The organism is Pedobacter faecalis, from assembly GCF_030182585.1.
GTDB lineage: Bacteria > Bacteroidota > Bacteroidia > Sphingobacteriales > Sphingobacteriaceae > Pedobacter > Pedobacter faecalis.
In genome coordinates this window covers 1,177,353-1,202,777 of the sequence record NZ_JARXOW010000001.1, presented here as the reverse complement: position 1 = coordinate 1,202,777, position 25,425 = coordinate 1,177,353, and the positions used below count along the sequence as shown (strand labels likewise).

24 protein-coding genes are annotated in these 25,425 nt (G+C 46.4%); 13 read left to right on the top strand and 11 right to left on the bottom strand.

From position 1 onward, the window contains the following. From QEP07_RS05345 to QEP07_RS05320, 6 genes are all read left to right on the top strand, one after another. Positions 1-789, top strand: coding sequence for a fasciclin domain-containing protein (locus QEP07_RS05345; RefSeq protein ID WP_285008908.1), 789 nt, complete (start codon positions 1-3; stop codon positions 787-789). Positions 790-820: 31 nt separating this feature from the next. After that, on the top strand, positions 821-2,428 hold the full coding sequence (locus tag QEP07_RS05340) for a DUF5008 domain-containing protein (RefSeq protein ID WP_285008906.1): 1,608 nt from the start codon (positions 821-823) through the stop codon (positions 2,426-2,428). 47 nt (positions 2,429-2,475) lie between these two features. After that, on the top strand, positions 2,476-4,269 hold the full coding sequence (locus tag QEP07_RS05335; protein ID WP_285008904.1) for a DUF4983 domain-containing protein: 1,794 nt from the start codon (positions 2,476-2,478) through the stop codon (positions 4,267-4,269). Positions 4,270-4,285: 16 nt separating this feature from the next. After that, positions 4,286-5,716: a carbohydrate-binding protein gene (locus QEP07_RS05330; protein ID WP_285008902.1), complete on the top strand. Its 1,431-nt coding sequence runs from the start codon at positions 4,286-4,288 to the stop codon at positions 5,714-5,716. A 27-nt stretch (positions 5,717-5,743) separates the two neighbouring features. Then, on the top strand, positions 5,744-6,823 hold the full coding sequence (locus QEP07_RS05325; protein ID WP_285008900.1) for a PKD domain-containing protein: 1,080 nt from the start codon (positions 5,744-5,746) through the stop codon (positions 6,821-6,823). A gap of 143 nt (positions 6,824-6,966) precedes the next feature. Continuing rightward, a complete protein-coding gene (locus QEP07_RS05320; RefSeq protein WP_285008898.1) occupies positions 6,967-8,037 on the top strand; it encodes a PKD domain-containing protein in 1,071 nt (356 codons plus the stop codon). A gap of 79 nt (positions 8,038-8,116) precedes the next feature. Here QEP07_RS05320 and QEP07_RS05315 read toward each other — a convergent pair whose 3' ends face one another. The 3 genes from QEP07_RS05315 to QEP07_RS05305 are packed head-to-tail and all read right to left on the bottom strand — an operon-like array spanning position 8,117 to position 10,277. Then, entirely contained in the window at positions 8,117-9,187 is a 1,071-nt protein-coding gene (locus QEP07_RS05315; RefSeq protein WP_285008896.1) for a carboxypeptidase-like regulatory domain-containing protein, read from the bottom strand. A gap of 32 nt (positions 9,188-9,219) precedes the next feature. Continuing rightward, complete coding sequence (locus QEP07_RS05310; RefSeq protein ID WP_256004772.1) at positions 9,220-9,522, bottom strand: response regulator; 303 nt, start codon at positions 9,520-9,522, stop codon at positions 9,220-9,222. Positions 9,523-9,560: 38 nt separating this feature from the next. Then, entirely contained in the window at positions 9,561-10,277 is a 717-nt protein-coding gene (locus tag QEP07_RS05305) for a pirin family protein (protein ID WP_285008894.1), read from the bottom strand. Between the two features lie 161 nt (positions 10,278-10,438). Here QEP07_RS05305 and QEP07_RS05300 point away from each other — a divergent pair, with 161 nt between their 5' ends. Next, positions 10,439-11,041 carry a sterol desaturase family protein gene (locus QEP07_RS05300; protein WP_285008892.1) on the top strand — a complete coding sequence of 201 codons (603 nt, stop codon included), beginning with the start codon at positions 10,439-10,441 and terminating at the stop codon, positions 11,039-11,041. Between the two features lie 50 nt (positions 11,042-11,091). Then, entirely contained in the window at positions 11,092-11,268 is a 177-nt protein-coding gene (locus QEP07_RS05295; RefSeq protein WP_285008890.1) for a DUF6496 domain-containing protein, read from the top strand. 27 nt (positions 11,269-11,295) lie between these two features. Here QEP07_RS05295 and QEP07_RS05290 read toward each other — a convergent pair whose 3' ends face one another. Then, complete coding sequence (locus tag QEP07_RS05290) at positions 11,296-11,424, bottom strand: hypothetical protein (protein WP_256004775.1); 129 nt, start codon at positions 11,422-11,424, stop codon at positions 11,296-11,298. A 100-nt stretch (positions 11,425-11,524) separates the two neighbouring features. Between QEP07_RS05290 and QEP07_RS05285 the strand changes: the two genes are divergently transcribed. Continuing rightward, positions 11,525-12,517, top strand: a complete 993-nt coding sequence (locus QEP07_RS05285) for a lipid A deacylase (protein ID WP_285008888.1) — start codon at positions 11,525-11,527, stop codon at positions 12,515-12,517. A 57-nt stretch (positions 12,518-12,574) separates the two neighbouring features. Next, complete coding sequence (locus tag QEP07_RS05280) at positions 12,575-13,813, top strand: sugar MFS transporter (RefSeq protein WP_285008886.1); 1,239 nt, start codon at positions 12,575-12,577, stop codon at positions 13,811-13,813. On the opposite strand, the gene QEP07_RS05275 is transcribed toward QEP07_RS05280, so the two are convergent. Both QEP07_RS05275 and QEP07_RS05270 read right to left on the bottom strand, forming a co-directional pair. Next, entirely contained in the window at positions 13,810-14,040 is a 231-nt protein-coding gene (locus QEP07_RS05275; protein ID WP_256004778.1) for a hypothetical protein, read from the bottom strand. The genes QEP07_RS05280 and QEP07_RS05275 overlap by 4 nt on opposite strands. A 32-nt stretch (positions 14,041-14,072) precedes the next feature. Beyond that, positions 14,073-16,304, bottom strand: coding sequence for a glycoside hydrolase family 95 protein (locus QEP07_RS05270; RefSeq protein WP_285008884.1), 2,232 nt, complete (start codon positions 16,302-16,304; stop codon positions 14,073-14,075). 125 nt (positions 16,305-16,429) lie between these two features. Here QEP07_RS05270 and ispE point away from each other — a divergent pair, with 125 nt between their 5' ends. From ispE to QEP07_RS05255, 3 genes are read left to right on the top strand one after another with little or no spacing between them, the layout of a single operon-like run. Further along, a complete protein-coding gene (ispE, locus tag QEP07_RS05265) occupies positions 16,430-17,233 on the top strand; it encodes a 4-(cytidine 5'-diphospho)-2-C-methyl-D-erythritol kinase (protein WP_285008881.1) in 804 nt (267 codons plus the stop codon). A 10-nt stretch (positions 17,234-17,243) separates the two neighbouring features. Continuing rightward, a complete protein-coding gene (locus QEP07_RS05260; protein WP_285008879.1) occupies positions 17,244-17,657 on the top strand; it encodes an OsmC family protein in 414 nt (137 codons plus the stop codon). A gap of 5 nt (positions 17,658-17,662) precedes the next feature. Further along, positions 17,663-18,832, top strand: a complete 1,170-nt coding sequence (locus QEP07_RS05255) for an O-succinylhomoserine sulfhydrylase (protein ID WP_285008878.1) — start codon at positions 17,663-17,665, stop codon at positions 18,830-18,832. A gap of 3 nt (positions 18,833-18,835) precedes the next feature. Here QEP07_RS05255 and QEP07_RS05250 read toward each other — a convergent pair whose 3' ends face one another. The 5 genes from QEP07_RS05250 to tgt all read right to left on the bottom strand — a co-directional run bounded on the left by QEP07_RS05250 (position 18,836) and on the right by tgt (position 25,339). Beyond that, positions 18,836-19,111, bottom strand: a complete 276-nt coding sequence (locus QEP07_RS05250) for a LapA family protein (RefSeq protein WP_256004783.1) — start codon at positions 19,109-19,111, stop codon at positions 18,836-18,838. Beyond that, the gene (locus QEP07_RS05245) at positions 19,108-21,933 is read right to left on the bottom strand and encodes a TolB-like translocation protein (protein ID WP_285008877.1); all 2,826 of its coding nucleotides are present in this window, start codon (positions 21,931-21,933) and stop codon (positions 19,108-19,110) included. Before QEP07_RS05245 ends, QEP07_RS05250 begins: the two co-directional genes overlap by 4 nt. A gap of 266 nt (positions 21,934-22,199) precedes the next feature. Then, the gene (locus QEP07_RS05240) at positions 22,200-23,090 is read right to left on the bottom strand and encodes a DMT family transporter (RefSeq protein ID WP_285008876.1); all 891 of its coding nucleotides are present in this window, start codon (positions 23,088-23,090) and stop codon (positions 22,200-22,202) included. Beyond that, positions 23,090-24,193, bottom strand: a complete 1,104-nt coding sequence (locus QEP07_RS05235) for an LptF/LptG family permease (protein WP_256004786.1) — start codon at positions 24,191-24,193, stop codon at positions 23,090-23,092. The genes QEP07_RS05240 and QEP07_RS05235 overlap by 1 nt, the downstream gene beginning before the upstream one ends. A 15-nt stretch (positions 24,194-24,208) precedes the next feature. Beyond that, the gene (tgt, locus tag QEP07_RS05230) at positions 24,209-25,339 is read right to left on the bottom strand and encodes a tRNA guanosine(34) transglycosylase Tgt (protein ID WP_256004787.1); all 1,131 of its coding nucleotides are present in this window, start codon (positions 25,337-25,339) and stop codon (positions 24,209-24,211) included. Between the last annotated feature and the right edge of the window lie 86 nt (positions 25,340-25,425).

Genomic DNA, 25,425 nt, shown 5'->3' with positions numbered 1-25,425 from the left:
ATGATCAATAAATATTTTAAAACGATAGCGCTTTGTTCAGCATTGCTGATGTTTCTGATCGGGGCGTGCAAGCAGGATGAGTATTTTCTGGATGGAGGGAAGTCAGACCCTAAGTTCAACGGAAATGTTCTGCAGTATCTTGAATCAAACCCGTCCAAGTTTGATACACTTGTGCGTGTGATACGTATAGCCGGACTGGAAGATTTGTTTTCTAACGAGGAGATCACGTTTTTTGCTCCCACAGACGAGGTATTTCGCCGGACTATAGGACAAGTAAACCGTCAATCACAGTTTGGAGATGATCCTTATGTCAATAAGTTAAATCAGGAACTGTTCTCGGCAGGTCGTGATACAATAGCGAATTTTGAAGACGTTCCGGCTGAGATATGGCGGAAGTATCTGCTCAGATATGTTTTTAAAGGAAAAATGCGACTTAGAGATTATCCGCAGCTTGACTTTAGATTAAGGCAGTTATATCCAGGCGGATATTTCTATACTTATGAAAGAGAACTGGCCAATATCGGCGTAGTATTTAACTCAGCAAATGGTGTGAGGTATGCTGGGTCAAGACAGATCAGTATTTCTTATCTGCCTGATCCTTCCAATCCTGAGGCAATTCAAAGTGCAGCTGTTGCGACATCCGATGTCCAACCATCCAACGGGGTGGTACATGTGCTGGCGGTTTATGCAGGCACGGAGTTTATTGACGAGTTGCGTTTAGACCGCCAGGCATCAGATAACTTTGGTTTCAACAAGGAGTTTAATATAGATGTTGTGCTAAATCGTTAATATCAATTTGTAACGGATAAAATAAGGAATCATGAAATATACATATACACGATTTTTCACTTTACTCCTTGCAGCCGCTGTTGTTACAGGCTGTAAGAAGTCTCAGGAAATCTTTGAAGACCCATACGCAGGCGGTGTTCCGGCGCTGGGTATTGTGGTCGACCCACAGTCGGTCGCATCACCTGCTTCCGGTAATGCAGGAACTGTCGTTACCATTAATGCAAAGGGACTGTTGCCCCACAAGGAAAAACTAAAATTCCTTTTCAACGGTGAGGAAGCAGAAGTAAGAACTGTAACCGACAGCAAGATCGAAGTGTTGGTGCCTGCAAATGCAAGCACCGGCGTTACGTCCTTCGTAGTAGATGGTCAGTTGGTTTTCGGTCCTGACTTCACTGTACTTGGTAAGGTGACGAAAGATCCTACTTTCAGGGCCATAAATGGTGCTAACGATTATGTAACTAACATTAAAGAGGTAGCTAACGGAAACCTGATCTTTCTTGGCCGGTTTACCAACTTTGATAACAAAGGTAACGTACGGGCAATTAACCGAATAGCGCGGACATCTAAGGATGGCGTTTACGACCGTACTTTCCAGGTAGGTAACGGAGCAACCGGACAATTAAATGATATGGCAATCATAGGAAGCCAGTATTTTCCGGTTGGTGGATTCGGTGGTTTCGCTCAGCGTGGTGGAATTAGTAATATCACCCGTATCGCGAATAACGGCGTTATAGATACTGTGAAGATCATTACTTATGAGAAACGCGAGCGTTTTGTCTCACCATTCAATGGTGGAACTGACTCAAGTATTGATAACGTATATGCGCGCGATGGTAAACTCATTGTGACGGGTAACTTCCGTTACTATGTTTCCAGAAGATATGATCAGCCTACACGTGACTATAAAGACAGTACTATCCTCGATAGCATTGAGATGCGTCAGCTGGCTAAATTAAACCCAACAGATGGTTCGCTTGACAAGACATGGCGATTTGATCCGAATGCTGTAGGCTATAAGGGTCAGTTGGGTAAGGGATTACCAGGGGCCAACGGTCCGATTCGTACGATTATGCATGACGATGGTAAGATTCTTGTTTTCGGAAGATTCACAAGCTTCGACAACACAACTGTAGGTAGTATTCTTCGTCTGAATGCTGACGGTTCCATTGATCAAACTTTCAATCCTGGAGGTGCGGGGGCCGATCAGGAAGTTTATTCGGTTAGTTACAGCGCTACGCTAAACAAATATATCATTGTCGGATCGTTCAGAACTTACAATGGAGCTGCCGCACCTTTTATGGCGAGACTAAATTTCGATGGGACATTAGATCAGACCTTCCAGGCTAAAGTAATTACCGGAGGTATTCCTAGCTATGTGAAAGTCCTGAGTGATGGATTAATCGTTGTTGGCGGTGACTTTAAAAATTATGGCGGTACTATAAGAAATGGATTTATGATCCTGGATCAGACCGGTGCGCTTGCTGTTGGGTATAACAACATCGGAAACGTACTTGGCGGAGTTTCTAAAGTAGTGGAAACTACTTCGGCTGAAGGTAAACGTGCATTGCTGATCGCGGGCGGGTTCTATACGTTTGATAACGTGCCGACAAACAGAATAGTAAGGGTGACATTGGATTAGTGATGAGAGATATAACAGAAAACCTGATGAATAATAAACTAAAGATTATGAAAACATTCAAGATGAAAGCCTGTTTAGGTGCAGCCGCCATGTTTCTGGCCATGGTCACCTCATCCTGTAACAAGGATTTTGATAAGGTGATTCCCGGTTCGCCTGATAACGAAACCGACCTTACATATAAAACGCCTAAAGTGCTTTATATCATTGCCGACGGAGCCAGGGGTCTGTCGGTACGGGACGCTAATGTTCCGAACATTAAATCGTTGTTGCCCAATTCCATTTATACCTGGAACTCGCTGGCAGACGTTAATGCCTTGAACTCTACAAACTGGGCAGATATGATGACGGGTGTAATGAAGGAAAAGCATAACATTACAACAGAAGATTTTGCCAACAACAAACTGAGTGACTACCCGGTTATCTTCAAGCGGTTAAAGGAAGTAAATCCTGAGATTAAAGTAGCTTCGTTTGCGTCAACTGCTGCTTTCAAGAATAACCTGATGGCAGATGCAGATGTGTCTCAGCTATACAGTAACGATGATCAGGTTAAAACCGGCATCATTGATTACCTTAAGGGTGAAGGTGCTTCTGTTGTGGTAGGGCAATTCTCGAACATTCAAAAAGCCGGTAATAACACTGGGTTCGACAATGAATTCCCTACTTACAAGACAGCTATTGAGCAGTTCGACGCACAAGTTGGCGAGATCCTGAATGCGTTGAAAAGCCGCGCAAATTATCCGAAGGAGAACTGGCTGATTATAATCACGTCGAGCCGTGGCGGTACTTATGTATTGCCACCCGCGCAGGATGACAAAACTCTGTTCAGCAATACGAATGCAAACACGTTCACGATTTTCCACAGTGCAAGTTATAACCAGACGATTGTAGCTAAGCCGTTTCTAGGTAATCTATTCAATGCCAAATCTGTTCGTTTTAAAGGAGACCCGGATAAATCTCAGGCGCTCGTTGATCCAGCTAAATCAAACCAGTATTTCAATTTTGGCTGGGACGGAAGCTTTACAGTTTCTGTGAAGATAAAAAAGCACAAAACAAGGAACACGGGTCGTGGAGACTATTTCTACCAGTGGCCATCAATCCTCGGTAAGAAAAACAGAAGTGGATGGGGTAATGATTGGGGGCCAGGATGGGAAATTAGCTTGTTCCAGAATGGCTGGCGTTTCTTTGCTTCAGGCGGTGACGGCGACATGCGTAATGGTACAGAAGTAGGGGGGCCGGATTTCAGCGGAGACGCATGGCATGACCTTACTTTTGTAGTAGAAAGAAAAGCTGACGGTGCAAAATATGTGCGCCTGTACACAGATGGGGTCAATGGTATGACGAACAAGCTTACCGGCGCGTCAAAAACTAACCCGGTTGCAGGTGAATACAAACTTCCTGCCAGGGCTAACTTTGACAACACGGCACCATTGCGTTTAGGATGGGTCGATGGCGAGATAGATGGACAATACGGAATTATTGATGTACAGCTGGCTGAATACAAAATATGGGGCGTTGCGCTATCAGAAACAGTTGTTAAGCAATTGGCTTGCGAGCCAGAAATGGATGAGAATGCACCTAATTATGACGATTTGGTAGGTTACTGGAGACTTGATGAGGGATCTGGTAATGTGTTAAAGGATCAGATATTTGGTAATAACTTTACACTCCAGGGTACCTATACGTGGAATACATTCTCGGAGTTGCTGTGTACACCAAATAACAGGACACTTAATACCCTAGTACCCAAGAATGCGGATATCCCGGCTCAGATTCTTAGCTGGTTCAATATAGCCCGTCAGGAAGAGTGGGGTATAGACGGAAGGGTTTGGATCTCTAACTAATTAATTTAGAAAAGTAATGAAAAGAATTTTAACATATACGCAGATTGGCCTTATGGCCGCTGCGTTCCTGGCATCTTCTTGTGAGCGAGAAAAGTTAGACGATGTATTTGCAGACGGTCAGTTCAAGTCTGTCAGCGTTTCAATGCCAAAAGAGGTGGTTGTTGGTACAGGCAGCAACGCGACACTATCTTCGGATGCATTGACCTTGCCTGTTACTGTCAATTTTGACGCGCCGACTTCACGGGCATTCGTAGTAAACTTAAGTTCAAATGTTGATACCATTCAAACACTGATTAACAACAATACACTTCCGGCAGGTACCGTTGCACTTGGGGAGGGCGATTTTTCTTTGCCTCCTGTATTGAATGTACCTATCGGTGTTACAAGCGCTTCATTTGACTTGGTTATCGGAAGGTCATTCCTGGAGAGGAATCATGGGAAAAACGTGGCGCTTGCTGTAAAGGTTACTGATGCCGCTAAAGGAAATTCCATTAAAGCAGGTCAGAATGCTACGGTTCTTACCATTAAAACCGGAGAGGTGATGACTGCAGATGATGTTCACCTTATCGGCTTTAATACACCGGCTAATACCATGACGGTGTCCGCTTTTACTAAGGGTTCTCAAGATGTATTCGTGTCAATTCCACTGGTATTAACAGGGGAAGCTGGTTCTCCGTTTACCGTTGATGTTGCCGAAGCTCCTGAGCTTATTGCGCAAATTGCGCCGGATCACAATCTTATACCTGACGCCGACTGGAGTATTGTTGCTACAAATATTCGTTTTGTGACTAACTCAAATGTTGCTACACTTGAAATTTCTGCACGCAGGAATAAGCTTACTTCTGTTACTCAGGGCGGAAAAAAATGGGCTGTGGGTTTAAAGCTGGCCAATCCTAGCCGCTATATCCTAGCCGAGAACAAAGATCGTTTGGTAGTAGTATTCGATCCGGACACTTTCCGTCCGTACAATGACGCCGGACCGTTCAGGATTTTAGGCTCCATCGGTGCAACCTCGCCCATGATTGTAGCCGCAGAATACGACTACGGTGGTCAGGGCATTTCGTATAACGATGATAACGGCAAAAGTGGTGATGCAAACTTCCGCTATCCTGACGGGGTAGATGTATCAGCTGACTATAATCCAAGAACAGTTGTTGGTTGGACCAATGCCGGTGAGTGGTTGACGTATTCTGTGATCGTTGAAGAAGCTGGGGTTTATGAAATGAACATGATTGCTGGAGCAAACAATGCCGACGGTCGTTACAGGGTTCAGTTTGGCAGCACTATTGTTGCTGATGATCGTCCTGCAAGCAACACAGGCGGGCACAACAACCAGCAGCCACATTATACAGAAGTAACATTGCCGGCTGGGCGTCATATTATGAGAGTGACCTGGACTCGTGGTAATCACGACTGGAGAGGTATCGTTTTCAAACGTCTTAGATAATTAGTTATAATTTTTAATAATACTGACATGAATAAGTTATTAAAGCCCTTTGTATTTCTGTTTATTGCTGCGGCCGTTTCAGCATGTTCTAAAACAGATGATCCGGGTTTAACATTTGAACCAGAAGGCGTCCCACCTATTGTTGATTTTGATGTTGTAGCTGGTGATGATCCTTTTACCTGGAAGTTCACTAACAAGACCTCAAACTTCAAAGAAGTAACCTGGCGATTTGGAGATGATAGTGTTGCATACGATAATGCTCCTGAGCATCTTTACAAGACCACCGGTAAATTTCAGGTAACATTGACAGCTACGTCTGAATCAGGTAAGACTGCCCAGGTTTTGAAAGAGATTAATATTACTCCAGACGATGTGTTTCTTGTAAGTGCAACAGGGACAGCTGTAGCTAACAGGCTTAAGTTTACTGCAGAAACTGATGTGGACGTGGAAAAGATAGACTGGAGAATCGTTGACAACACAAGGCCAAATCCTGTGACTACAACGAGCAGTGAAATGTCTCCGGAGTTTAATGTTCCTGTAGGTATGATAGCTCCTGTGAGAGCAACGTTGACAAGTAAGAAAGGGTCGGTTGCCATCCAGAATAAAAACGCAAGTACTGAGGGTATTGTTACCGATTTTACTAAGAGCCTGGTTGCGTATACAGTTACCGAAGATAATACAAGTAACGCCAACGAAACTTCTAAGGAATTGTTCGACCCGAATAATGACGATAAGGGTAAGTTTCTGATCGGTTGGTCTTCCGGAAAAACCTGGAATGTAACCATGGAGTTTGGTGGACCGGAAACCATGAAGTTTTATAGTATCGCCAACGGTAACGACTCGCCAGGCAGATCGCCTAAGAGCTGGAAAATCGAAGGTTCAAATGATAAAGAGAAATGGACACTTGTTGATACCAGAACTTTAGATAAGCACTGGCACCAGCAACTGGTTGACAGAGGGTTTCCGAATACTAACGCGGGTACAGAGTGGAAGAAATTCTATTATCCTGTTACAACTCCAGGATCATACAAGTATTACCGCTTGACCGTTACGGCCAATTTCGGTGATGGTCTGATTCAGTTTGGTGAATTGATTTTCTTCAAGTAATAGCCCAACGTTATTACAATGGAATATTCTTGAAAGGGTGCCTGAAAAGGCACCCTTTTTCGTTGTATCACATTTTGATTACACTCGCACATCTGGTGGTTTTTAGCGCTATTTTTGTTAATACATTAAAAAAAAACAACGCAATGAAAAAATTAGTTAAACCGCTGATGTTTATCTTTTTTGCGACAGCAATTGCTGCCTGCTCTAAAGATACACCAGTCGAAGTCGTCGAAGACGAAGGGACCCGGCCCGTCGTTGACTTCGCAGTAGAACCAGGAGATGACCCATTTACCTGGAAGTTTACCAACAACTCGTCAGACTTTAAGGAAGTGACCTGGCGTTTTGGAGATGACAGTGTTGCCTACAGTAACGACCCCGAACACGTTTACATGACAACCGGTACATTTCAGGTTACGCTCACCGCTACTTCCGAATCTGGAAAAACTTCGCAGTATTTGAGAGAGATCACCATTGACCCGAATGAGATCTTAGGCATCAGTGCTACGAAAACCGGTACACCGAATGAGCTGGCTTTCAAGGCGCAAACGGATTTAGATATTGAATCTATTGAGTGGAGGTTCACCGATACTTCGACGCCAACAACTAAAACGTTTATTTCTGACGATTTGGAGCCCCTGTATAAGGTGCCTACCGGGGTAATTGTTCCGGCTAGAATCCAGCTGACCACAAAAAAGGGTTCTGTTGCAATCATTACCAAAGATGCCAGTACTGAAGGTATCGTGACCAATTTTATGGACGCGATGGTAGGGTATACCGTAACAGAAGACAATACCGGTAATGCCAATGAGAACGCAACAAAGTTGTTCGATAAAAAAGACGACAACAAGTTTCTGATTGGTTGGGCGGCAGATAAAGAGTGGAATGTAACTATGGAATTCTCGAGCGCTCAGACCTTGAAATTCTATAGCATCGGTAACGGAAACGATTCGCCAGAAAGAGACCCGAAAATCTGGACTATGGAAGGATCTAATGATGGCGAGAACTGGACAATTGTTGATTCGCGTTCTATGGAGAAACACTGGACAGACCAGTTACTGGAAAGGGGCTTTCCAAATACAGACGCCGGTCTGGACTGGAAGAAGTTCTACTTTGCGGTTAGCAACCCTGGATCTTTCAAATACTACCGCTTAAATATCAATGAGAACTTCGGCGGGGGTGCGATCCAGTTCGGTGAAGTAGCTCTGTTCAAGTAAGCCTTTAGACCAGGTTTAGCAATATTTTGTAATTTAATCCTCAAGGTGTGTGTAACAACCACTTTGAGGATTTTTGTTTTTACTCCGGTTGATACTCATAAGGTAACTGGTCGCCAATACGCTTGCGTCCCCAAAAACCGCTGATCAAAAAACTCCGATAATCTACATAGCTGCCTTTTGCATCGATCTTCGCCTGTTTTAAATAGGGTTTCATAATCGACCCCGTCTTTTCCATGTATTGCTCGAGGCTTTCCTTATCCATGTTCCGGTCTGCGGATGCGGCTTTTTTGCGGTCGAAAACAGTATACATCCTACTCGGCAGTTCAATGGTTACGAAAGTGCTGTCAGCCCGGTAAGCAATTTGGTCAAGCAAAACCGGTCGTGGGTCAATCTGCATCGGATTAACCCCGTTCTTAATAGAGTAGGTGAGAAAGCCCTCTTCTCGGAGTTGATTATTATAAAAAGCCCGGAAATAGTGCATGAGCGAACCTTCGTAAGCTAGCTTCCTGTTTTCCTGCCAGACTGCCTTTTGTGCTTCGCTGCCCTCCAGTTCTTCAAAAATACACTGACCGTCGTAGCTTGTAGTACCCGTAGCCTGGTTAAAACGGAAGTGCCGCAACAGATATTTGATTCGATAGCCTAAGCTCTGGTTGTCGATAATCAGAAAGTCATCCGTTACGCCCTCAATAATTTTTTTGTTCGTGCTGAAATCGATGATCTGCGGATTAACCAGTTTACACTGTTTGGCATTGCCCGACTCTCCGATGAAGTTCTTGATGAATATCTTCATAAACTTTTCCCGGGCAGCGTTATTTCCGATGACGACCTCTTTAAGGATTATTGCCTTATCGGCCATGCGTATGTCAAGTACAGGCGAAATCGTCTGGATGTTGGTGCTTTGCTTCACAGGCTGGTAACCCATCATATTAACCACCACCTGATAAGTGCCGGGAAATAGGTTTTTGAATGCAAAGCCGCCGTCTTTGCCCGACCGTGTGATACTTTGAGAACCATCTATAAATACAGTGGCAGCTTCTATCGGTTCCCCTTTGCTGTTTTTTACAAATCCGGAAATGGTAAAGGTTTGCTGTGCCATACCCGTAAAAATGGCTGACGATAGCAGGAGAAGCGTTAATATAAACCTGATCATGATTGCGAAAATTTGATTGTTTAGCTAATATACTAAACCTTTCCCAAAGCCCCGTAGATCTCCGTAAACAACAGCCCGCTGCCGCCGCCATAGTGAAACACGACAGGAACGCGATTGCGCGAGCGCTCAATCGTGGTAACCAGTTCCTGTTCTTCTTCTTTGCTGAGCCCGGCACCGATCAGCACCAGGTCGTACGCTGCCGAACGGAACATGGTAAGGGCCTGGTCGACCGTATTAATGCCCGTACCATGCATGTTCGGATTGCTGTTGATCAGTCTGATAATGGTTTCGAGTATTTCATGCTCAGTAGATACTACAAGGATTTGTTTTTGCATAACCTTATAAAAACAATTAAGTCATTATAAATATAGCATTAAAAGTTCATAGGTACTTCCATCAAAAGAATTTCAGCTCCTGCGCTTGCGGTGATCGAGATGTTTTCCGTTTCCCAAACACCGTAGCCGTCTCTGGCATGAAGTTCCTGGCCCTCAACTATAGTCGACCCGTTGATGACAAATACATATAAGCCATTGTCTTTGTTTTTTAGCGGGTAACTAACCGTCGTTTCAGCATCGAACTTTCCGATGTTAAACCAGGCGTTCTGATGTATCCAGACCCCCTCATCATTTGCATCGGGTGATAATACCTGGGTAAATGTATTAGGTGTTAAACGCTCACTATATTTTAGCTGCTGATATCTTGGCGTTACGTTCCGCTGATTTGGAAACAGCCATATCTGCAGAAATTGAACCGTCTCCTGGTGGTTTTTATTGAACTCCTTGTGATAAATCCCTGTCCCGGCGCTCATGACTTGGATCTCGCCTTCCTCTATAATGGCTACATTGCCCATGCTGTCTTCATGCTTTAGTGCGCCGCTCAGCGGGATGGAAATGATTTCCATGTTGTCGTGCGGGTGCTCGCCAAAGCCCATGCCACCGCTAACGGTATCGTCGTTAAGAACGCGCAAGGCGCCGAAGTTGATGCGCTCAGGATTGTAATGTTTACCAAAGCTAAAAGTATGAGCGCTTTTAAGCCATCCGAAATCAGATGTGTCTCTCGATGCTGCCAAATGTAAGATAGATTGTGCCATGGCGATTGTGATTAATGTTGTTTTTTAAACTGTTGATACAAAATTAAGTCGGCCGAATGTTAAAAATCTTGATATAGGATAAGAAATGCTTTACGGGCGGTGTAAAGGTTTGAGAAAACACGTATTTTAGTTCCCCGTTTCAGGTGCTTAAATTATAAGTAATGAAGAAGAATTTTATTTCCAACTCGAGGGAGTCTATCAGGATGTTCAAGAGTCCGCTCTTAGAAAGTCTTTCGAAGGTTCCTTTCTACGTGCCGCTCATCGTTTTTGTGCCGGTGATCCTTTATTTTTCCTGGCTTTCTGTTGCGGAGAGCGGATTTGCTGCCTTTGCGTTTCATCTGATTCTCGGGCTTTTTGTATGGACGCTGACGGAATATGTTATGCACAGGTTCGTCTTTCATTTCTATCCGGCGTCGGAGTGGGGCAAACGCATTCATTTTATCTTTCACGGGGTTCATCATGATTACCCTAACGATGCTAAACGCCTCGTGATGCCGCCTTCGGCAAGTATTCCGCTAGCCACGCTGTTTTACTTTCTCTTTAAATGGACGCTTCCGGACGATATGCTGGATGGTTTTTTTGCCGGTTTCATAGTGGGTTATCTTTTTTACGATATGACGCATTATATGCTGCACCATGCCCAGTTCAAAAGCGGAGCCTGGAAGAAGCTGAAGCAGCAGCATATGCTGCATCACTATAGCGATCCAAACACTAAGTACGGTGTAACCTCCAATTTGTGGGATAAGGTATTCGGTACCAAGTAATCCCAAACAAAGCTGTCTGCCTGCGTGTTAAGCCATTAAAACACCAGGTTATGGCAAAGTATTCTAAAAAAGCATCAGAAAAAGTAGAAGAAACGATGCATGAAATGAAAGAAGGTAAACTGAAGTCGGGCAGTGGTAAGAAGGTCACGTCCAAAAAACAGGCCGTGGCTATCGGGTTATCCGAAGCACGTGAGGAGGGCGCCAAAGTGCCGAAGAAGAAATCTTGAATGAATTATCAGAAAAAAGGAGCCCGATTATTTGGACTCCTTTTTTGTTGTTACTTTTTTAGCGTCTTTAGCTGAGGTGTTATTTTCCGGTTCGGGGCCTTTAGGGTTTTTCTGTTCCTTCTGTTCAGCCTTCTTTGTTTTTTGCTGGGTGTTCATGTCTGATCAATTTAACGGTTGCATTGGTAGTATAATAACAGCGCAGGACTTTATTAGTTCATTTTATTTCTATTTTTACGGCCTTATTGACGATACATTTATGTACATCCGCCTACGATGCCTTTTGGCTTTCTTTTTTACACTTGCGGTGCACGCTGCCAGTGCCCAGAAGCTGGAATATAATTTTAACCTGCATACATTTGCTGACAACCGGGAATATGCTAAATCCGGCCGTTACCCACAAACCATATTCGGTCTTCGTTTCTCGCCGGAGATTGGGGTTTTGCTGGACAGTGTACACCATCTGCGTGCCGGATTCAATGCCCTGCACGAATTCGGTTCTTCCAGGTTTACCGATAAAATAGACCCGGTAGCCTATTATGAATTTAAAAAGAGCGACTGGAATTTTTATATGGGAATGTTTCCCCGGCATGGGTTGGTGTCTGACTATCCCAGAGCGGTGCTTAAAGATACCTTTAATTACTATCGGCCAAATGTGGAGGGTATGCTCCTGAAGTATGAGAACAGCAAGTGGCGGCAAGTGCTTTGGATAGACTGGACAAGCAGGCAAACGGCTACCGACCGGGAGAATTTCATCTTTGGCTTGTCGGGCCAATACAAAACCGGGGTCTTCTTTATATCGCATTATGCGATGATGCTGCATGACGCAGGCCCTGCCGTTGAAATTCCTGGCGATCATATTGAAGACAATGGCGCATTGCTCGTAAAGGCAGGGATGGATTTGTCGCGCAAAACTTTCCTAGACTCGCTTGTACTTAACGTTGGGGGACTAATGTCATTTGAGCGCTTGCGAACTATAGGCGGCTGGCAAACGCCCAAAGGGCTGTTGCTCGAGGCACAGGCCGAGTATAAGTCGTTCGGCATCATCAACTCTTTTTACACCGGGGAGGGGCATAATATCAGGTATGGCGACCAGTTTTATACGGCTAAACAGTATAACCGCACTGATTTGATCTGGCGGCCAAAGATCTATAAAGGTATAGAAGGCATGTTCGCCCTTTCATTTCATTTCGTGGAGGGTGTTGTTGATAACCAGCAGGCCTTTGGGCTCCGGTACAATTTTTCAAATTAAATTGTTACAGATATACAGCGAGAAGTTATGTATATTCAGCCTACAATTTAACCAGATATGACCGACAAACCACTATTCACGGAAAAGAGATTCCTTGTAATTATTGTTTTTGTAACCTCACTCTTTTTGTTTTGGGGTATTGCCATCTCTATGGCAGATGTATTGAATAAGCACTTCCAGAACACGATGAGTCTCTCGCGTATGCAGTCGGGCTTTGTGCAGTTTGCCGTTTTCGGCGCGTACGGTGTCATGGGTATTCCGGCTGGATTATTCATGAAACGTTTCGGCTATAAGAAGGGGGTTCTGCTCGGGCTCTCGCTTTTTGCAGCGGGCGCTTTGCTTTTCATTCCTGCGGCCAATTTGTTTTCTTTCCCGTTTTTCGGGATCGCCTTATTTATCGTAGGCTGCGGATTATCGACACTGGAAACGGTGGCGCACCCTTTTGTAGCGGCATTGGGCGATCAGCGGACGAGCGACCTGCGGATTAACTTTGCGCAGACCTTTAATGCGGTGGGAACGATGCTCGGACCAACCATAGGTGGCTACTTTTTGCTGGCCAGCCATGTGGAGGGTAGTTCTGACCTGACCTCTGTAAAAACACTTTATGCGGTAATAGGTACGGTGATTCTGCTTGTGGCCATTGCTTTCTCGTTTGTGAAGGTGCCGCCACTTACCGATCCGCATGCTGCCGAGGCTGTAGATCCTGAGGCGGTAAACGTTGATATAGCGCCTGGTAAAAAGCTATTTCAGCACAGGCATTTTGTGTGGGCAGCTATAGCGCAGTTCTTCAATGTGGCCGCACAGGCAGCCACCTGGGCCTTCTTTATCAATTACGCTGAGGAGATCGTCGGATTCAGTCACTCAAAATCCTCTTATCTCATGGGCGGACTGTTCATGGGGGCTATGCTGTTAGGCCGGGTGGTGGGTACCACACTGATGCGATTTGTCGCACCAAACAGGCTTCTTGCCACTTTTGCCCTCGGTAATATATTGATGTGTATTATCGTAGCGCAGAGCCTTGGTATGGTGTCATTTGTTGCGCTTATCCTGATCAACTTCTTCTTCAGTATTATGTTCCCTACCATATTTAGTCTGGGACTTAAAAACCTGGGCCACCACACCCAGCGCGCTTCATCATTCCTCTCTATGGGCGTTGTGGGCGGTGCGTTTTATCCTTTACTTATGGGCTTTGTGGCCGATCATTATGGTGTGGCCAACGCCTACTATACGCCGATCATATGCTATCTGATCATCTTCCTTTTCGGGTTTAAGTTTTATAAGACCGGAAAAGCTTAATCGTTGATTGTTTCATAGAGCTGTATGCCATTGCGTATTTTGTGGAGCAGCGGCAGATCGATCTGGCAATTCACAGATTCGCAATGATCATGATTTTTATCGTCTAACTGAACGGTGCCAACCTTGGTGCCGTTCAGATAAACGTCGTACATACTGCTGCCTAAGGCCACTACATCGTAAAATAATTCGCGGTCGCCATCCGCAACCTCAATGCTAAATTCCTCCATGTGTTTGTGTTTTTTACAAGCAACAAAGAAAATCAGCGATTGTTTTCAGGACGAAAAGTATAGGTTTTTCCAGCCTTTGCCTGGAAGCTGAGGTTCAGTCCACCACCCGATATTCTGCATTCTCCTGCGGAACCGGCCGTTATCTTAAGGCTGGTAACTTGCCCATCTCTCCACGCCATATCTGTAATCTCGAAGTTTCCTCGTGTGCGAAGCCCCTGTACCCGCCCGTTCTTCCAGGCTGAGGGCAGGGCAGGGAGTATTTCGATGCTGCCCGTCTGACTTTGTACAAGCATTTCGGCTACGCCTGCGGTATAGCCAAAGTTGCCATCAATCTGAAAGGGCGGATGCGCGCAGAAGAGGTTGGCGTATATACCGCCGCCTTCGTTGTAGTCGACCCCGCCTCCGCCCACAGGCGTAATGAAGTTCTTTAGGATGAGGTAAGCATGTTCCCCATCGTGCAGGCGTGCCCAGAAATTCATTTTCCAGGCCATCGACCAGCCAGTAGAGGCATCGCCTCTGGCCAGTAGGCTCACCTTGGCGGCTTTCGCCAGCTCCGGCGTCTGCGCAATGCTGAACTGCCGGCCCGGGTGCAGACCAAACAGGTGCGATACATGTCGGTGCTTATCGTTCGGGTCGTCGCGGTCGGTTTCCCATTCCTGCAGCTGGCCCCATTTGCCGATTTTGGGCTTAAGCAGTCGCTCTCGCATATCGGCAATACGATCGCGATAGGGCTTATCGGCGCTAAGCACATCAGCTGCCTCGATGTAATTGGTAAACAAATCCCAAACAATCTGCTGGTCGTGCGAGACCCCATCTTCTGTTGGGCCGTGTTCGGGCGACCAGCCCATGGGGGCAACCAGTGTCCCGTTGTCGCGACGTTTAAGGTGGTCGTCCCAGAATTCCGCAATCTCTTTAATGATCGGGTAGGCAAAGTTTTTCAGGTAACCGGTATCTCGTGTAAAGGCATAGTGTTCCCATATCGCCTGTGCATACCAGGCGCTTCCAGGCGTATTCCACGAAAAGCTTTCTCCGCCAAAAATGTTGTTCTCTGTTTTTACCGTCCAGCCCCTAACGCCAGGATATTGCTTTTGGGTATTTGCTTTCTTTACCTCACGCATGCTGTTGATGTAATCGAGATAGGGGATATGGCATTCTGAAAGGTTAGTCGGCTCTGCCGGCCAGTAATTCATTTGTATATTGATGTTGGAGTGGTAGTCGGAGCGCCAGGGCGGATTGTTGCTGTGGTTCCATAACCCCTGCAAGTTTGCTGGCAATCCGCCTTTTCTCGACGAACTGATGAGCAGGTAACGGCCGTACTGCGCAATAAGCGCTTCCAGTTGTGGATCAGGGTTGTTCTTGTAGTCGCTGAGTCGCTGCACGGTAGGCCTGGCAAGGATGTCCGCTGAACTCGAACCCAGGTCGAGGCGAAAACGGCCGAACAGAGACTGGTAGTCGCGGATATGACGATCTTTTATCTGCCTGAAGGATTTTTCTGAAGTTTTCCGGAAGATCCGGTCGAGCTTTATCTCCGGCAACTCGCCCTTCCAGTTCTTGCTGCGCTTATTGCTGTAGTCGGTAGCCGCCGACATAAGGATGGTAAAGCTATTTACCTTGTCGAAACGCAATTCAGCGTTGCCTTTGGCGCCCCTGTCCGCAGATACCGATCCGCCTTCGGCTTTAAGCAGGAGCCGTGCGCTGTATGCCATGCCATTTTCCAGCTTTCCCTTAATGATGAGTTGCCCGCCGCTTACAATTGCGGTTGCTTCATGTGCATCTTTTAAGGTGATAGTGCCGCTATACGCCTGCTTCTTGCTGGCCGTAAACGATATGGCTATTACGCTGTCCGGAAAGCTGCAAAAGTATTCCCGTTTAAAGTGTGTATCGCCAAGCGTATAAGAAACCGTTTGCACAGCATTGCGTATATCCAGTTCCCTGCGGTAGCCTTGTGCTTCGCCCTGCCGCTGTGTGTTCAGATTGATCAGGATATCCCCGAATGCTTGGTAGGCACCAGTTTCCTGCTCATCGCCGGTCCAAAGACTGATCTCATTGAACTGTATACGGTCGGATGTTATACCGCCGAACACCATTCCCCCGATGCGGCCGTTGCCCATGGGGTAGGCCTCCGTCATCCAGTCGCCCGCCGGCTTACTGTCCCACAACTTCAGGTCTGAACCTGTGAGGAGTTTGTTTTTAACTTGAGCACGCATACCAAAGGGCAGGGCGAGAAGGGCAAATAAAAGGCCGAGGGTACTTATATATCTCATTGTGGGTTGTTTCAAATCCAAAGTTAGCCTATGCGCTTCTCAATAATTCAGTTATTTTGACTGGGTCTTCAGTTATTTTGACCGCGCATTTGTACCGTAGTTTTAATTTTTGGTATGTTTGCCCTATGCTCGCTTTTGCCAATGCTAAGATTAATCTGGGGCTCAATGTCACCGGTAAACGACCGGATGGTTATCACGAGCTTCAGACGGTATTCTATCCGGTGAAGATCTATGATGTGGTAGAAATCACCGATGCTCCTGAGACTACTTTCGAATCGTACGGCATCGCAATACCAGGCAGCCAAAGCGAAAATATCTGTCTGAAAGCCTATGAGTGCTTGAAGGCTCATTTCGAGATTCCGCCGCAACGCATTACCCTGCTAAAAAACATTCCGGTTGGTGCCGGACTGGGCGGGGGATCTTCCGATGCCGCCTTTTTAATGAAGCTCGTCAATGATAAATTCAAGCTTGGTCTAACTACAGCGCAGTTGGTAGAATATGTTCGTCCGCTAGGTGCAGATTGTGCTTTTTTTATTGAAAATAAGCCTGTGTACGCTACTGGCAAAGGCGATGAGTTCAGTCCTGTTGAACTGGATCTTTCCGACCGCTTCATCGTTTTGATCCAGCCTGAAATACATGTTTCTACGGCAACGGCATATGCAGGTGTTCGCCCTCAGGAACCAGCACATGCGCTGCGGGAACTTATTGAGCTGCCGCTGAGCAGTTGGGCTGGGCATATCAAAAATGATTTTGAGACCAGTGTTTTTGAACGATACCCTGAAATTGAACAAATTAAGACAAAACTTTACGCCGCGGGCGCTACATTTGCATCCATGAGCGGGAGTGGTTCTTCTGTATTCGGGCTGTTCGACCATCCGGTATCCCTTCCGGAACTGGAAGGCCAGTACAAAGTATTTTACAACGTTTGACAAAGCATATATGGAAATCAATCTGATAAGGAAAAGCGGTAAGTTTAATTTCGAAGCACAAAATTCGGGCGGTTTTTCGGTAGAACTGGATGCCAAGACCGAGATAGGTGGCGAAGGCAAGGGTTTCAGGCCCATGGAGATGCTGCTGATCGGTCTGGGCGGCTGCAGCGGTATAGATATGGTCAACATCCTTGCGAAACAGAAAGAGGAACTTAACGATATCAAGATTGCGATCCGCGCAGAGCGCCGAGAGGAAATCCCTTCTATATTTGAAACGGTCAACATACACTTCGACTTATACGGGTCGCTCAGCGCACAGAAAGTAGAGCGTGCCTTAAGCATGACTTTTGAGAAATATTGCTCGGTGGCCAACATACTGGAACGCTCGGCACAATTAAAATATACATACACTATACATCAGTAATACCCATGCAGGAAGAAAACTTTGAAACCCTTGCCATTCGTTTACAGGCCGAAAGAAGCCAGTATAAAGAACACTCTGTTCCGCTCTATCTTACCTCAAGCTATAAGTTTGACGATGCTGAAGATATGCGGGCTTTGTTTGCAAACGAGAAGGAGGGCAATGTATACAGCCGTTATGCCAATCCAAATACCGACGAACTGATCGGAAAAATGGCAGCGCTGGAAGGGTCGGAGACCGGCTGGGCTACTGCAAGTGGTATGGCGGCGATCTTTACAACCTTTGCGGCCTTCCTGAAATCGGGCGATCATGTGCTTTCCAGTCGCTCTGTGTTTGGTTCTACGCATCAACTGCTGAATAATGTGTTTTCGAAATGGGGTGTTACCTATACCTATGCCGATCTTGATAAACCTGAACAATGGGAAAGCGGCGTAAAGCCCAATACGCGGATTATTTTCGTGGAAACTCCATCCAATCCGGGCATAGACATTATTGACCTTGAGTGGCTGGCTGGCTTTGCTAAAAAGCACAATGCTTTACTGGTAGTGGATAACTGTTTCGCAACCCCTTATCTGCAGCAGCCTATCAGGCTTGGGGCAGATATTTCCATACATTCTGCAACAAAGTTTATTGACGGACAAGGCCGTACACTTGGCGGTATTATCCTTGGTTCTAAGGCTTTGATTAAGGAGATTGAAGGTTTTGCACGGCATAGCGGACCGTCGATGTCGCCTTTTAACGCCTGGGTACTCTCTAAAAGTTTGGAGACATTGGCGGTACGCATGGACAGGCATTGCGAAAACGCCTTGAAAGTGGCTGAGTTCCTGGAGGAGCATCCGAAAATTGACCGGGTGATGTACCCTTTCCTTAAATCGCATCCGCAATACGAGATCGCGAAAAAGCAAATGAAGCTCGGCGGTGGCATTGTAACCCTTGTGGTGAGCGGTGGTGCCGCAGCGGCAAGTGCTTTTATGGATAAACTGAAGATGTTTTCTATTTCTGCTAATCTGGGCGATACACGTTCTATTGCCACCCATCCGGCAACAAGTACGCATTCTAAACTTACGGAAGAGGAACGCTTACAGGTGGGCATTGAGCAAGGCACCATCCGCTTGTCGATCGGACTGGAACACGTAGACGATATCCTGAGAGATATCGCTCAGGCTTTAGGTCAGTAAGCGCTAGTTGATATAATCCCGGTCTTCGTCGGACAACCTTTTATCAGTTTCCGGCTGATCGGGATCAATGCGGTCATCGTACGAACTGACCGTAGTTCTTGGTCGGCCCGCCCAGTATCCCAAAATAAACCCGACAAAGGTACATACGCCTATAACCAGCAGTTTGGATACATCTGCTTCTGTAAAGATGAAATTGAACCGTACGGCGTCGGTGTTGATGGTTAGGAATACGGTGATCACGGCTGTGAAGGCAATGATAAAAATCGTTTTGCTGCTCATAGACTGTAGGATAAGGTGAATTCTAAGATAGGCTTTTGATCGTAAAGTTTATTGACAAACACAAATCTTGCGCCAACATCGACAAGAGGCTGGTAGCGCAGCAGATGCATATGGCTGCGCAACTCGAAGCCGTAGGTCTTAGGTTCAGCAAGGGATGTTTCTGTTCCAATGTTTTCGTAGTGACAGAAAATTCCCGCCCGCAGGTTGCGCACATAGGCCAGCGGTCCAATCTCCGCATCGGGGAATGCAAAAGGGAAACGGTAGTTGAATAGCAAAGTGTTGTTGAGCGGACTTCTTGCATTGATGTTATTGTATCCGAATACCGTGTTGATCTGCGTTTCGTACCTGCGTATGCCGGTGGCGGTCTGGTAATTAAAATTGGCCAGAAAAGAATGATTACGCGCAATCCCCGGGAAGTACAGGAATCCCTCTGCGGCAAAGATGCGCCCCGCGAGATTATCGTCTAAAGGCTGATGTGCATATGTGACGCGCAAGATTTGTGCCCAGGCCGGTGCAATGTCGCGCGGTGCCGTCCTGGTGCTGTGCGTAAAACTCAGGTTATACTCCAACGGAAAGCGCAATGTCCGGATGTAATTAGCAGGCATGTTTTCTCCCATGTAGCGTTGTGTATAGCTTGTGGAAGTATTGAAAGAAAAACTATAATTGTGGTTCATGGCATTGATGCTGAGTGGAACAGATGCCTGTAACTGCATGTGGTTCTCGCGCCAGTCGCCCTGCTGCATGCCGTTTCTTGTGTTGTAAAATGTCCTTCTTGGCCGGTTGCGGTAAGTTGCACGCAGGATGGGGTAGAGGCTTTTAAAACTGAAACCGGTATAGTAAGCAAAGCGCTTGAGGTCGCGGTGATAATCTGCTCCGGCAAACACATCCAGCGTGTTGAGCAGGTTGTTCGACTTGAGCTGTAATCCGCCCTGGTACTCATTTGCAATAACCGGCGACAGGCTGTGGAATTTAAAGAGGTTATGCAGGCTGTGGCTGTGATAGCGTGTCGATTGATAGCTGCTGTCGGGTATGTTGCTAAACACGTCCACATCCCCTTCCTGCGCTTTCGCCGCCGTACCAAAATTTACAAAGTTGTTTTGGCCTATGGTCCCGTGCTCAAACTTTGTTTCCGCAATTTGATAACCGGTGGCTCCAAAATCATTGAAAAGTATTTTTGGAGCATCGGAGTTTTCATTCTGGAGTGAGATGTTGAACGCGCCGTATTTAGAGGCGCTTAGAGCGCTTATCTTTTTGCTGGTGGTGTCGATATAGTAAATGTTGTCAATTCCATTGTAGTGGGCGTTAAAAGCGATTCCATTGCCTATAAAGACCGGACGATTGATCTGCTGTCGACTGCTGTCGATCAACACACGCATATTTCCCTCGCCGTCCGTAAGGGCGAGTTGCTTGCCGTCTTCACTAACCCGTACGACGGCGATGCGCTGGCCGTCATGGTCGTACGCAGGCGTTTGCAGAATGTGGTTGTCGACATTCGGAACCGTGTTTAGTATTTTCCCGGTAGAGGCCTCAAGTTCCACCAGATTGGATTTGTTCGACAAGTCGATTTGCACCGCAACGATCCTGCTGGCATCTGCCGACAGCGAGGGCGAGAATAATCTGCTTCTTCGTGTCAGCGTTCTCCGAGTGCCCGACTTGAGGTCGTAGCTGCAAATGACGCTGTAACTTCTCTGCTTATATCGGGGATCCTCCCGGATCTCGTCCCAAACCACCAGTCCGTTGGCGTAACTGAACCAGGGCTGTTCCTGCGGACCAATACCCAGCAGTTTCTTTTCATGTTTGGCTGAATCAATCACAACGAAGCAGGATGCCTCGGCTTTGCTTTGCTTTAAAGCAAGGATACGCTGGTCTGCCAGCCTCACCGGCATGAAGTAGTTTGTGGCAAAGTCGGCCGGCTTATTTAAGATCTCGTAGGTTTTAGATTCCGTCCTGCCGGCTTGGCCCGACCACGAGCGCTGCAAGTCTGATTGCGTTTGCAGGTACCAGCGGCGTGTACCCATGCCAGTAAATTTTTTAAGACTTCCTGAAAAAGGGTAGGGGCGGAGCGGCCGTTTGCGAACGTCGGTCAGGATACTGTCGGACACCCCGCCGCCATGCTTCGACCGGATGTGTGATGACAACAAATAACCGAGCTGATAATACCCCGGGGTGAGGTCTTTGTCTGACCCGAAGTAAGCCTTGCTGTACGACAGTCTTTTTCCCTCCAGAAGTGCCGCACGGTAAGGCATAATCCAGGACGGAATTTTACCGCGACCAGCCCGGGTAAGCGCCGTTTCAATGCTCACTGCATCGCCTTCAAAAAACCACAGCGGAATGCTTGCGCCAAACCAGGCAAAGTAAATTTCCTCGGGAAATGGCGACGCCTTTCCGCCAGTCAGTTTGTCGAACTGCGCTACGTGCCGGAGCTCATGCACCGCAAGGTTGTTAAGCCAGTCCTGACTGTCGAATTGCTGGGGTGGGGTGGTGTAGAATTCTGACTTTTTTGGAGCTAGCTGGACGAAGCCATTTGCTGTTACCCCGCCGTTTTGCAGTACCACCGGAATGCTGGTTTTATGCCGGCTCAGACTGCTTCCTACATAGGGGTAAATATGCGACATGGTATTGGCCATTCGCTGTGCCTCGTGTTCGAGTTCGTCGGGATAGATGATGCGGAACCCGGGCGACTGAATCTGTCGCCATTTTACACTAAGGGGGTTCTGTTCTTCACTAAAAATCTGTCCGAAAGCCGATTGTGATGTGATTATTAAAATAATAACGCATATGGCATTGAAAATTAGAATAATATGTGCTTTATATTGGTTCATTTAATATTAATGCTAAAAATATTAGTTTTTACAGCTTTCATTTTCAATTTTAAGCTTCTTAATTAATTTACGTGCCTATATTTAATATGCTGATATCTAGTGTGGTAATACGTTTATATATGTCTGTAAATACTGTCGTTTATTTTGCTTTTTGAAACCTAAAAAGCACCTTTTTCGGCCTTTTATATAATCCGCTAACCATATGCTTATTACGATTGTAATATACACTAATTAGCCAGAAAATAAACAAATAAAAAGGAAGGATTTTACTGTAGGCCCCTACGCTTTTTGTAGATCGGATACAAGAAAACTGCGCCTAAAATGAGGATGCTTCCAGCGTAAAAACCGGTCGACATAGCCTCTTTGGAACCAAAGAAAACGAAGGCTAACAGGATGCCATAAACAGGTTCGAGATTGGTGACCAGCGCCACCCGAAAGGCCGACAAACTACGCATCACGGCCACCCCGGCAACATAGGCAAGTGCGGTACAAATGGTGCCCAGCAACAGCAGGTTCGTCCAGTCGGAAACCGAAAGATCAAAGTGTTCTGACCACAAGCTTTGATCGGCCATTCGGTATAAGGTTATCCAAAAAAACGCACCGGCGATCTCGTAAAATCCGATAATCCGGTAGTCGCTTTTTTGAACTAAAGTGGAGTTAATCGTAGCGAAAAGACTGGAGCCGAAAGCCGACAAAAGACCGAATATGATGCCTTCGGTATACTGAGATTCAAACTTAAAGATAAGGTAAATTCCGAGAATAATAATGAGGCCGACGACCACGTCAGGAAGCAGTATGCGCTGACGTTTTACGAGGGGTTCGAGTATGGCTGTGAACAGGGTAAATGAGGACAAACAAACGAGTGCTACCGACACGGTTGACGCCTTGATGGCGTAGAAGAAAAGCACCCAGTGGATGGCAACCACCCCTCCGGTGGCGACGAATTTTATGAATTCGCTGCCAGTAACTTTGAGGTTCGTTTTCGTTAATATGAAGTAGCCAAAGAGTGTAATGCTGGCAATCAGAACCCGGTACCAAACTAACTGAATAGCGTCTACAGAAATCAACGCGCCGAGGATACCGGTGAATCCCCAAACAAATACCGTAAGGTGGAGGATAACCAGGTTTCTGGTAACGGAGGTCGGGTTGTTTTTCATTATTTAGGAGCTTTCCTGAGCAGGTAATAGCCCAGGACGCCGAATATCAATGTGGGTGCAAGTACAGCAAACAACGGCGGCATCCCTCCCTTTATGGAGAACATTTTGGCGAACTGATTGAAGACGATATAGGCAAAGCTCAATAAGATTCCTATTCCAAGCGGTAAACCTACACCTCCACGCACCTTTCTTGAAGAAAGCGCCACGCCGATCAGCGTAAGCACAAAAGCCGACAAAGGGTGCAGATATCGTTTGTACTGTTCAAACAGCAGGTCGTTCCATACACCTGTGCCCCTGATCTTTTCCTTACGGATCTTCTCAGCAAGCTCCTTGTTGCTCAGGTTTTCAAAGATGTTGTCGTAGGCCGAAAAGTCGTCGGGCCGCATATCCAGTACGGTGTCTTTAGTTAAGCCTCTGCCTTCCACAAAAGTCTCTTTCAGGCTGTCTATATAACGTACCGAATAGTTGGTCAGCTTCCAGTGACGCTTTACCGAATCCCACTTAATCTCGTCTGCCACAAGTTTTTTAGTAAGTACATCTCCCTTGAAGTTATCCAGCGAGAACTTGTAGCCTACCTTGGTCCTGTTGTCAAAATTGTCCATAAAGATGTAGCTGTTCTTGTCGAGCTTCATGTGTATGTTCATCTTGCTTGAGGGACTGTTTTTCTTCACATAAGTGTTCTCAAAACTGTTTTTTAAGCGATTGGTGTAGGGCAGAATATAGAGGTTGGAGGCAAGGTTGGCCGCAAAAATTACAAAGGCCGAAATAAAGTATGGGCGCAGGAAGCGGTTGAAGCTTACCCCCCCGCTCAATATAGGTACGATCTCCGTCTGGTCGGCCATCTTTGCCGTAAAAAAGATCACGGCAATGAAGTTGATCAGCGGGGATAACATATTTACGTAAAAGGGGATAGACCCCGCGTAGTAAAGTGATATGACCTGCCAGAAAGTAAGTTTGGCGCTTAGGAAGTCGTCCAGTTTTTCGGAAAGGTCGAAGATGATAATGATGACCACGAACAAAGTGAGGGTATACAGGAATGTACCCAGATACTTACTGATGATATACCAATCGATGATTTTTACTCTGCTCCTGAAAAAGTTCATTTACCCGTTATCGTCCTACAATTTGTTGCCTAATATACTCACCATTTTGTTCTTCCAGTCATAAAATTCACCGCTGATGATCTTCGCCCGTGCCTCCTGAACCAGCCACAAGTAAAAGTGGAGGTTATGCAGCGTAGCAATCTGTGCACCAAGGATCTCTTTAGAGTGCATCAGGTGTCTTAAATAAGCTTTGGAGTACACCCTGTCGGCTTCAAGATCACTGTCTGCATCGATAGGAGAATAATCGTTCGCCCATTTTTTGTTGCCGATGTTGATGATCCCGTTTCGCGTAAACAGCATCCCGTTCCGGGCATTCCGGGTCGGCATTACGCAGTCAAACATGTCTACCCCGAGGGCAATGTTTTCCAGAATATTGACAGGTGTCCCTACACCCATCAGATAACGCGGTTTATCGGCCGGAAGTATATCGCAAACCACTTCGGTCATGCCATACATCTCTTCCGCAGGCTCGCCAACAGAAAGACCGCCGATGGCATTGCCTTCACGATTCATTGAGGCAATGAACTCAGCCGATTTAACCCTCAGGTCCTTATACACGGATCCCTGTACAATCGGAAACAGCGTCTGCTCAAAACCATACTTAGGTTCGGTAGTGTCAACCCGCTCGCAGCAGCGTTTAAGCCAGCGATGCGTCATTTCTATAGATGAAGCGGCATACTTATAGTCGCACGGGTAAGGCGTGCATTCATCAAAAGCCATGATGATATCGGCACCGATGCTGCGCTGGATGTCCATCGCATATTCGGGCGTAAACAAATGTTTTGAGCCATCTATGTGTGAGTTGAACGTAACGCCTTCTTCCCTGATCTTTCGGACCTTGCTCAGGGAGTAAACCTGGTAGCCCCCACTATCGGTCAGAATCGGTCTGTCCCAGCCAATAAATTTATGCAGGCCACCCGCACCCTCCAGTACGTCCAGCCCCGGCCGTAGATACAAATGATAGGTGTTTCCCAGGATGATCTGGGCTTTTATATCGTCTTTCAGTTCACGCTGATGCACTGCCTTAACCGTACCTGCTGTCCCCACGGGCATGAAAATAGGTGTCTGTATCTCGCCGTGTGCGGTTGTTACTGTTCCTGCCCTCGCTTTGGAGAGAGGGTCTTTTGCCTGTAAACTAAATTTCATGTATTAATGTGTGCCCGCTAAAAATCTGCCCAAAAGTAGCAAAAAAGCCGGAGAAAATTGAGAGATTTGCCGCCTTACAACCAATA

Excerpts from the sequence above, each read along its gene's own strand:
- QEP07_RS05330 (WP_285008902.1), top strand. The coding sequence starts at position 4,286 with ATGAAAAGAATTTTAACATATACGCAGATTGGCCTTATGGCCGCTGCG.
- QEP07_RS05310 (WP_256004772.1), bottom strand. The coding sequence starts at position 9,522 with ATGCAAAAACAAATCCTTGTAGTATCTACTGAGCATGAAATACTCGAA.
- QEP07_RS05305 (WP_285008894.1), bottom strand. The coding sequence starts at position 10,277 with ATGGCACAATCTATCTTACATTTGGCAGCATCGAGAGACACATCTGAT.
- QEP07_RS05340 (WP_285008906.1), top strand. The coding sequence starts at position 821 with ATGAAATATACATATACACGATTTTTCACTTTACTCCTTGCAGCCGCT.
- QEP07_RS05285 (WP_285008888.1), top strand. The coding sequence starts at position 11,525 with ATGTACATCCGCCTACGATGCCTTTTGGCTTTCTTTTTTACACTTGCG.
- QEP07_RS05275 (WP_256004778.1), bottom strand. The coding sequence starts at position 14,040 with ATGGAGGAATTTAGCATTGAGGTTGCGGATGGCGACCGCGAATTATTT.
- ispE (WP_285008881.1), top strand. The coding sequence starts at position 16,430 with ATGCTCGCTTTTGCCAATGCTAAGATTAATCTGGGGCTCAATGTCACC.
- QEP07_RS05260 (WP_285008879.1), top strand. The coding sequence starts at position 17,244 with ATGGAAATCAATCTGATAAGGAAAAGCGGTAAGTTTAATTTCGAAGCA.
- QEP07_RS05250 (WP_256004783.1), bottom strand. The coding sequence starts at position 19,111 with ATGAGCAGCAAAACGATTTTTATCATTGCCTTCACAGCCGTGATCACC.
- QEP07_RS05270 (WP_285008884.1), bottom strand. The coding sequence starts at position 16,304 with ATGAGATATATAAGTACCCTCGGCCTTTTATTTGCCCTTCTCGCCCTG.
- QEP07_RS05280 (WP_285008886.1), top strand. The coding sequence starts at position 12,575 with ATGACCGACAAACCACTATTCACGGAAAAGAGATTCCTTGTAATTATT.
- QEP07_RS05235 (WP_256004786.1), bottom strand. The coding sequence starts at position 24,193 with ATGAACTTTTTCAGGAGCAGAGTAAAAATCATCGATTGGTATATCATC.
- QEP07_RS05345 (WP_285008908.1), top strand. The coding sequence starts at position 1 with ATGATCAATAAATATTTTAAAACGATAGCGCTTTGTTCAGCATTGCTG.
- QEP07_RS05320 (WP_285008898.1), top strand. The coding sequence starts at position 6,967 with ATGAAAAAATTAGTTAAACCGCTGATGTTTATCTTTTTTGCGACAGCA.
- QEP07_RS05315 (WP_285008896.1), bottom strand. The coding sequence starts at position 9,187 with ATGATCAGGTTTATATTAACGCTTCTCCTGCTATCGTCAGCCATTTTT.
- QEP07_RS05300 (WP_285008892.1), top strand. The coding sequence starts at position 10,439 with ATGAAGAAGAATTTTATTTCCAACTCGAGGGAGTCTATCAGGATGTTC.
- QEP07_RS05240 (WP_285008876.1), bottom strand. The coding sequence starts at position 23,090 with ATGAAAAACAACCCGACCTCCGTTACCAGAAACCTGGTTATCCTCCAC.
- QEP07_RS05335 (WP_285008904.1), top strand. The coding sequence starts at position 2,476 with ATGAAAACATTCAAGATGAAAGCCTGTTTAGGTGCAGCCGCCATGTTT.
- QEP07_RS05290 (WP_256004775.1), bottom strand. The coding sequence starts at position 11,424 with ATGAACACCCAGCAAAAAACAAAGAAGGCTGAACAGAAGGAACAGAAA.
- QEP07_RS05255 (WP_285008878.1), top strand. The coding sequence starts at position 17,663 with ATGCAGGAAGAAAACTTTGAAACCCTTGCCATTCGTTTACAGGCCGAA.
- QEP07_RS05245 (WP_285008877.1), bottom strand. The coding sequence starts at position 21,933 with ATGAACCAATATAAAGCACATATTATTCTAATTTTCAATGCCATATGC.
- tgt (WP_256004787.1), bottom strand. The coding sequence starts at position 25,339 with ATGAAATTTAGTTTACAGGCAAAAGACCCTCTCTCCAAAGCGAGGGCA.
- QEP07_RS05325 (WP_285008900.1), top strand. The coding sequence starts at position 5,744 with ATGAATAAGTTATTAAAGCCCTTTGTATTTCTGTTTATTGCTGCGGCC.
- QEP07_RS05295 (WP_285008890.1), top strand. The coding sequence starts at position 11,092 with ATGGCAAAGTATTCTAAAAAAGCATCAGAAAAAGTAGAAGAAACGATG.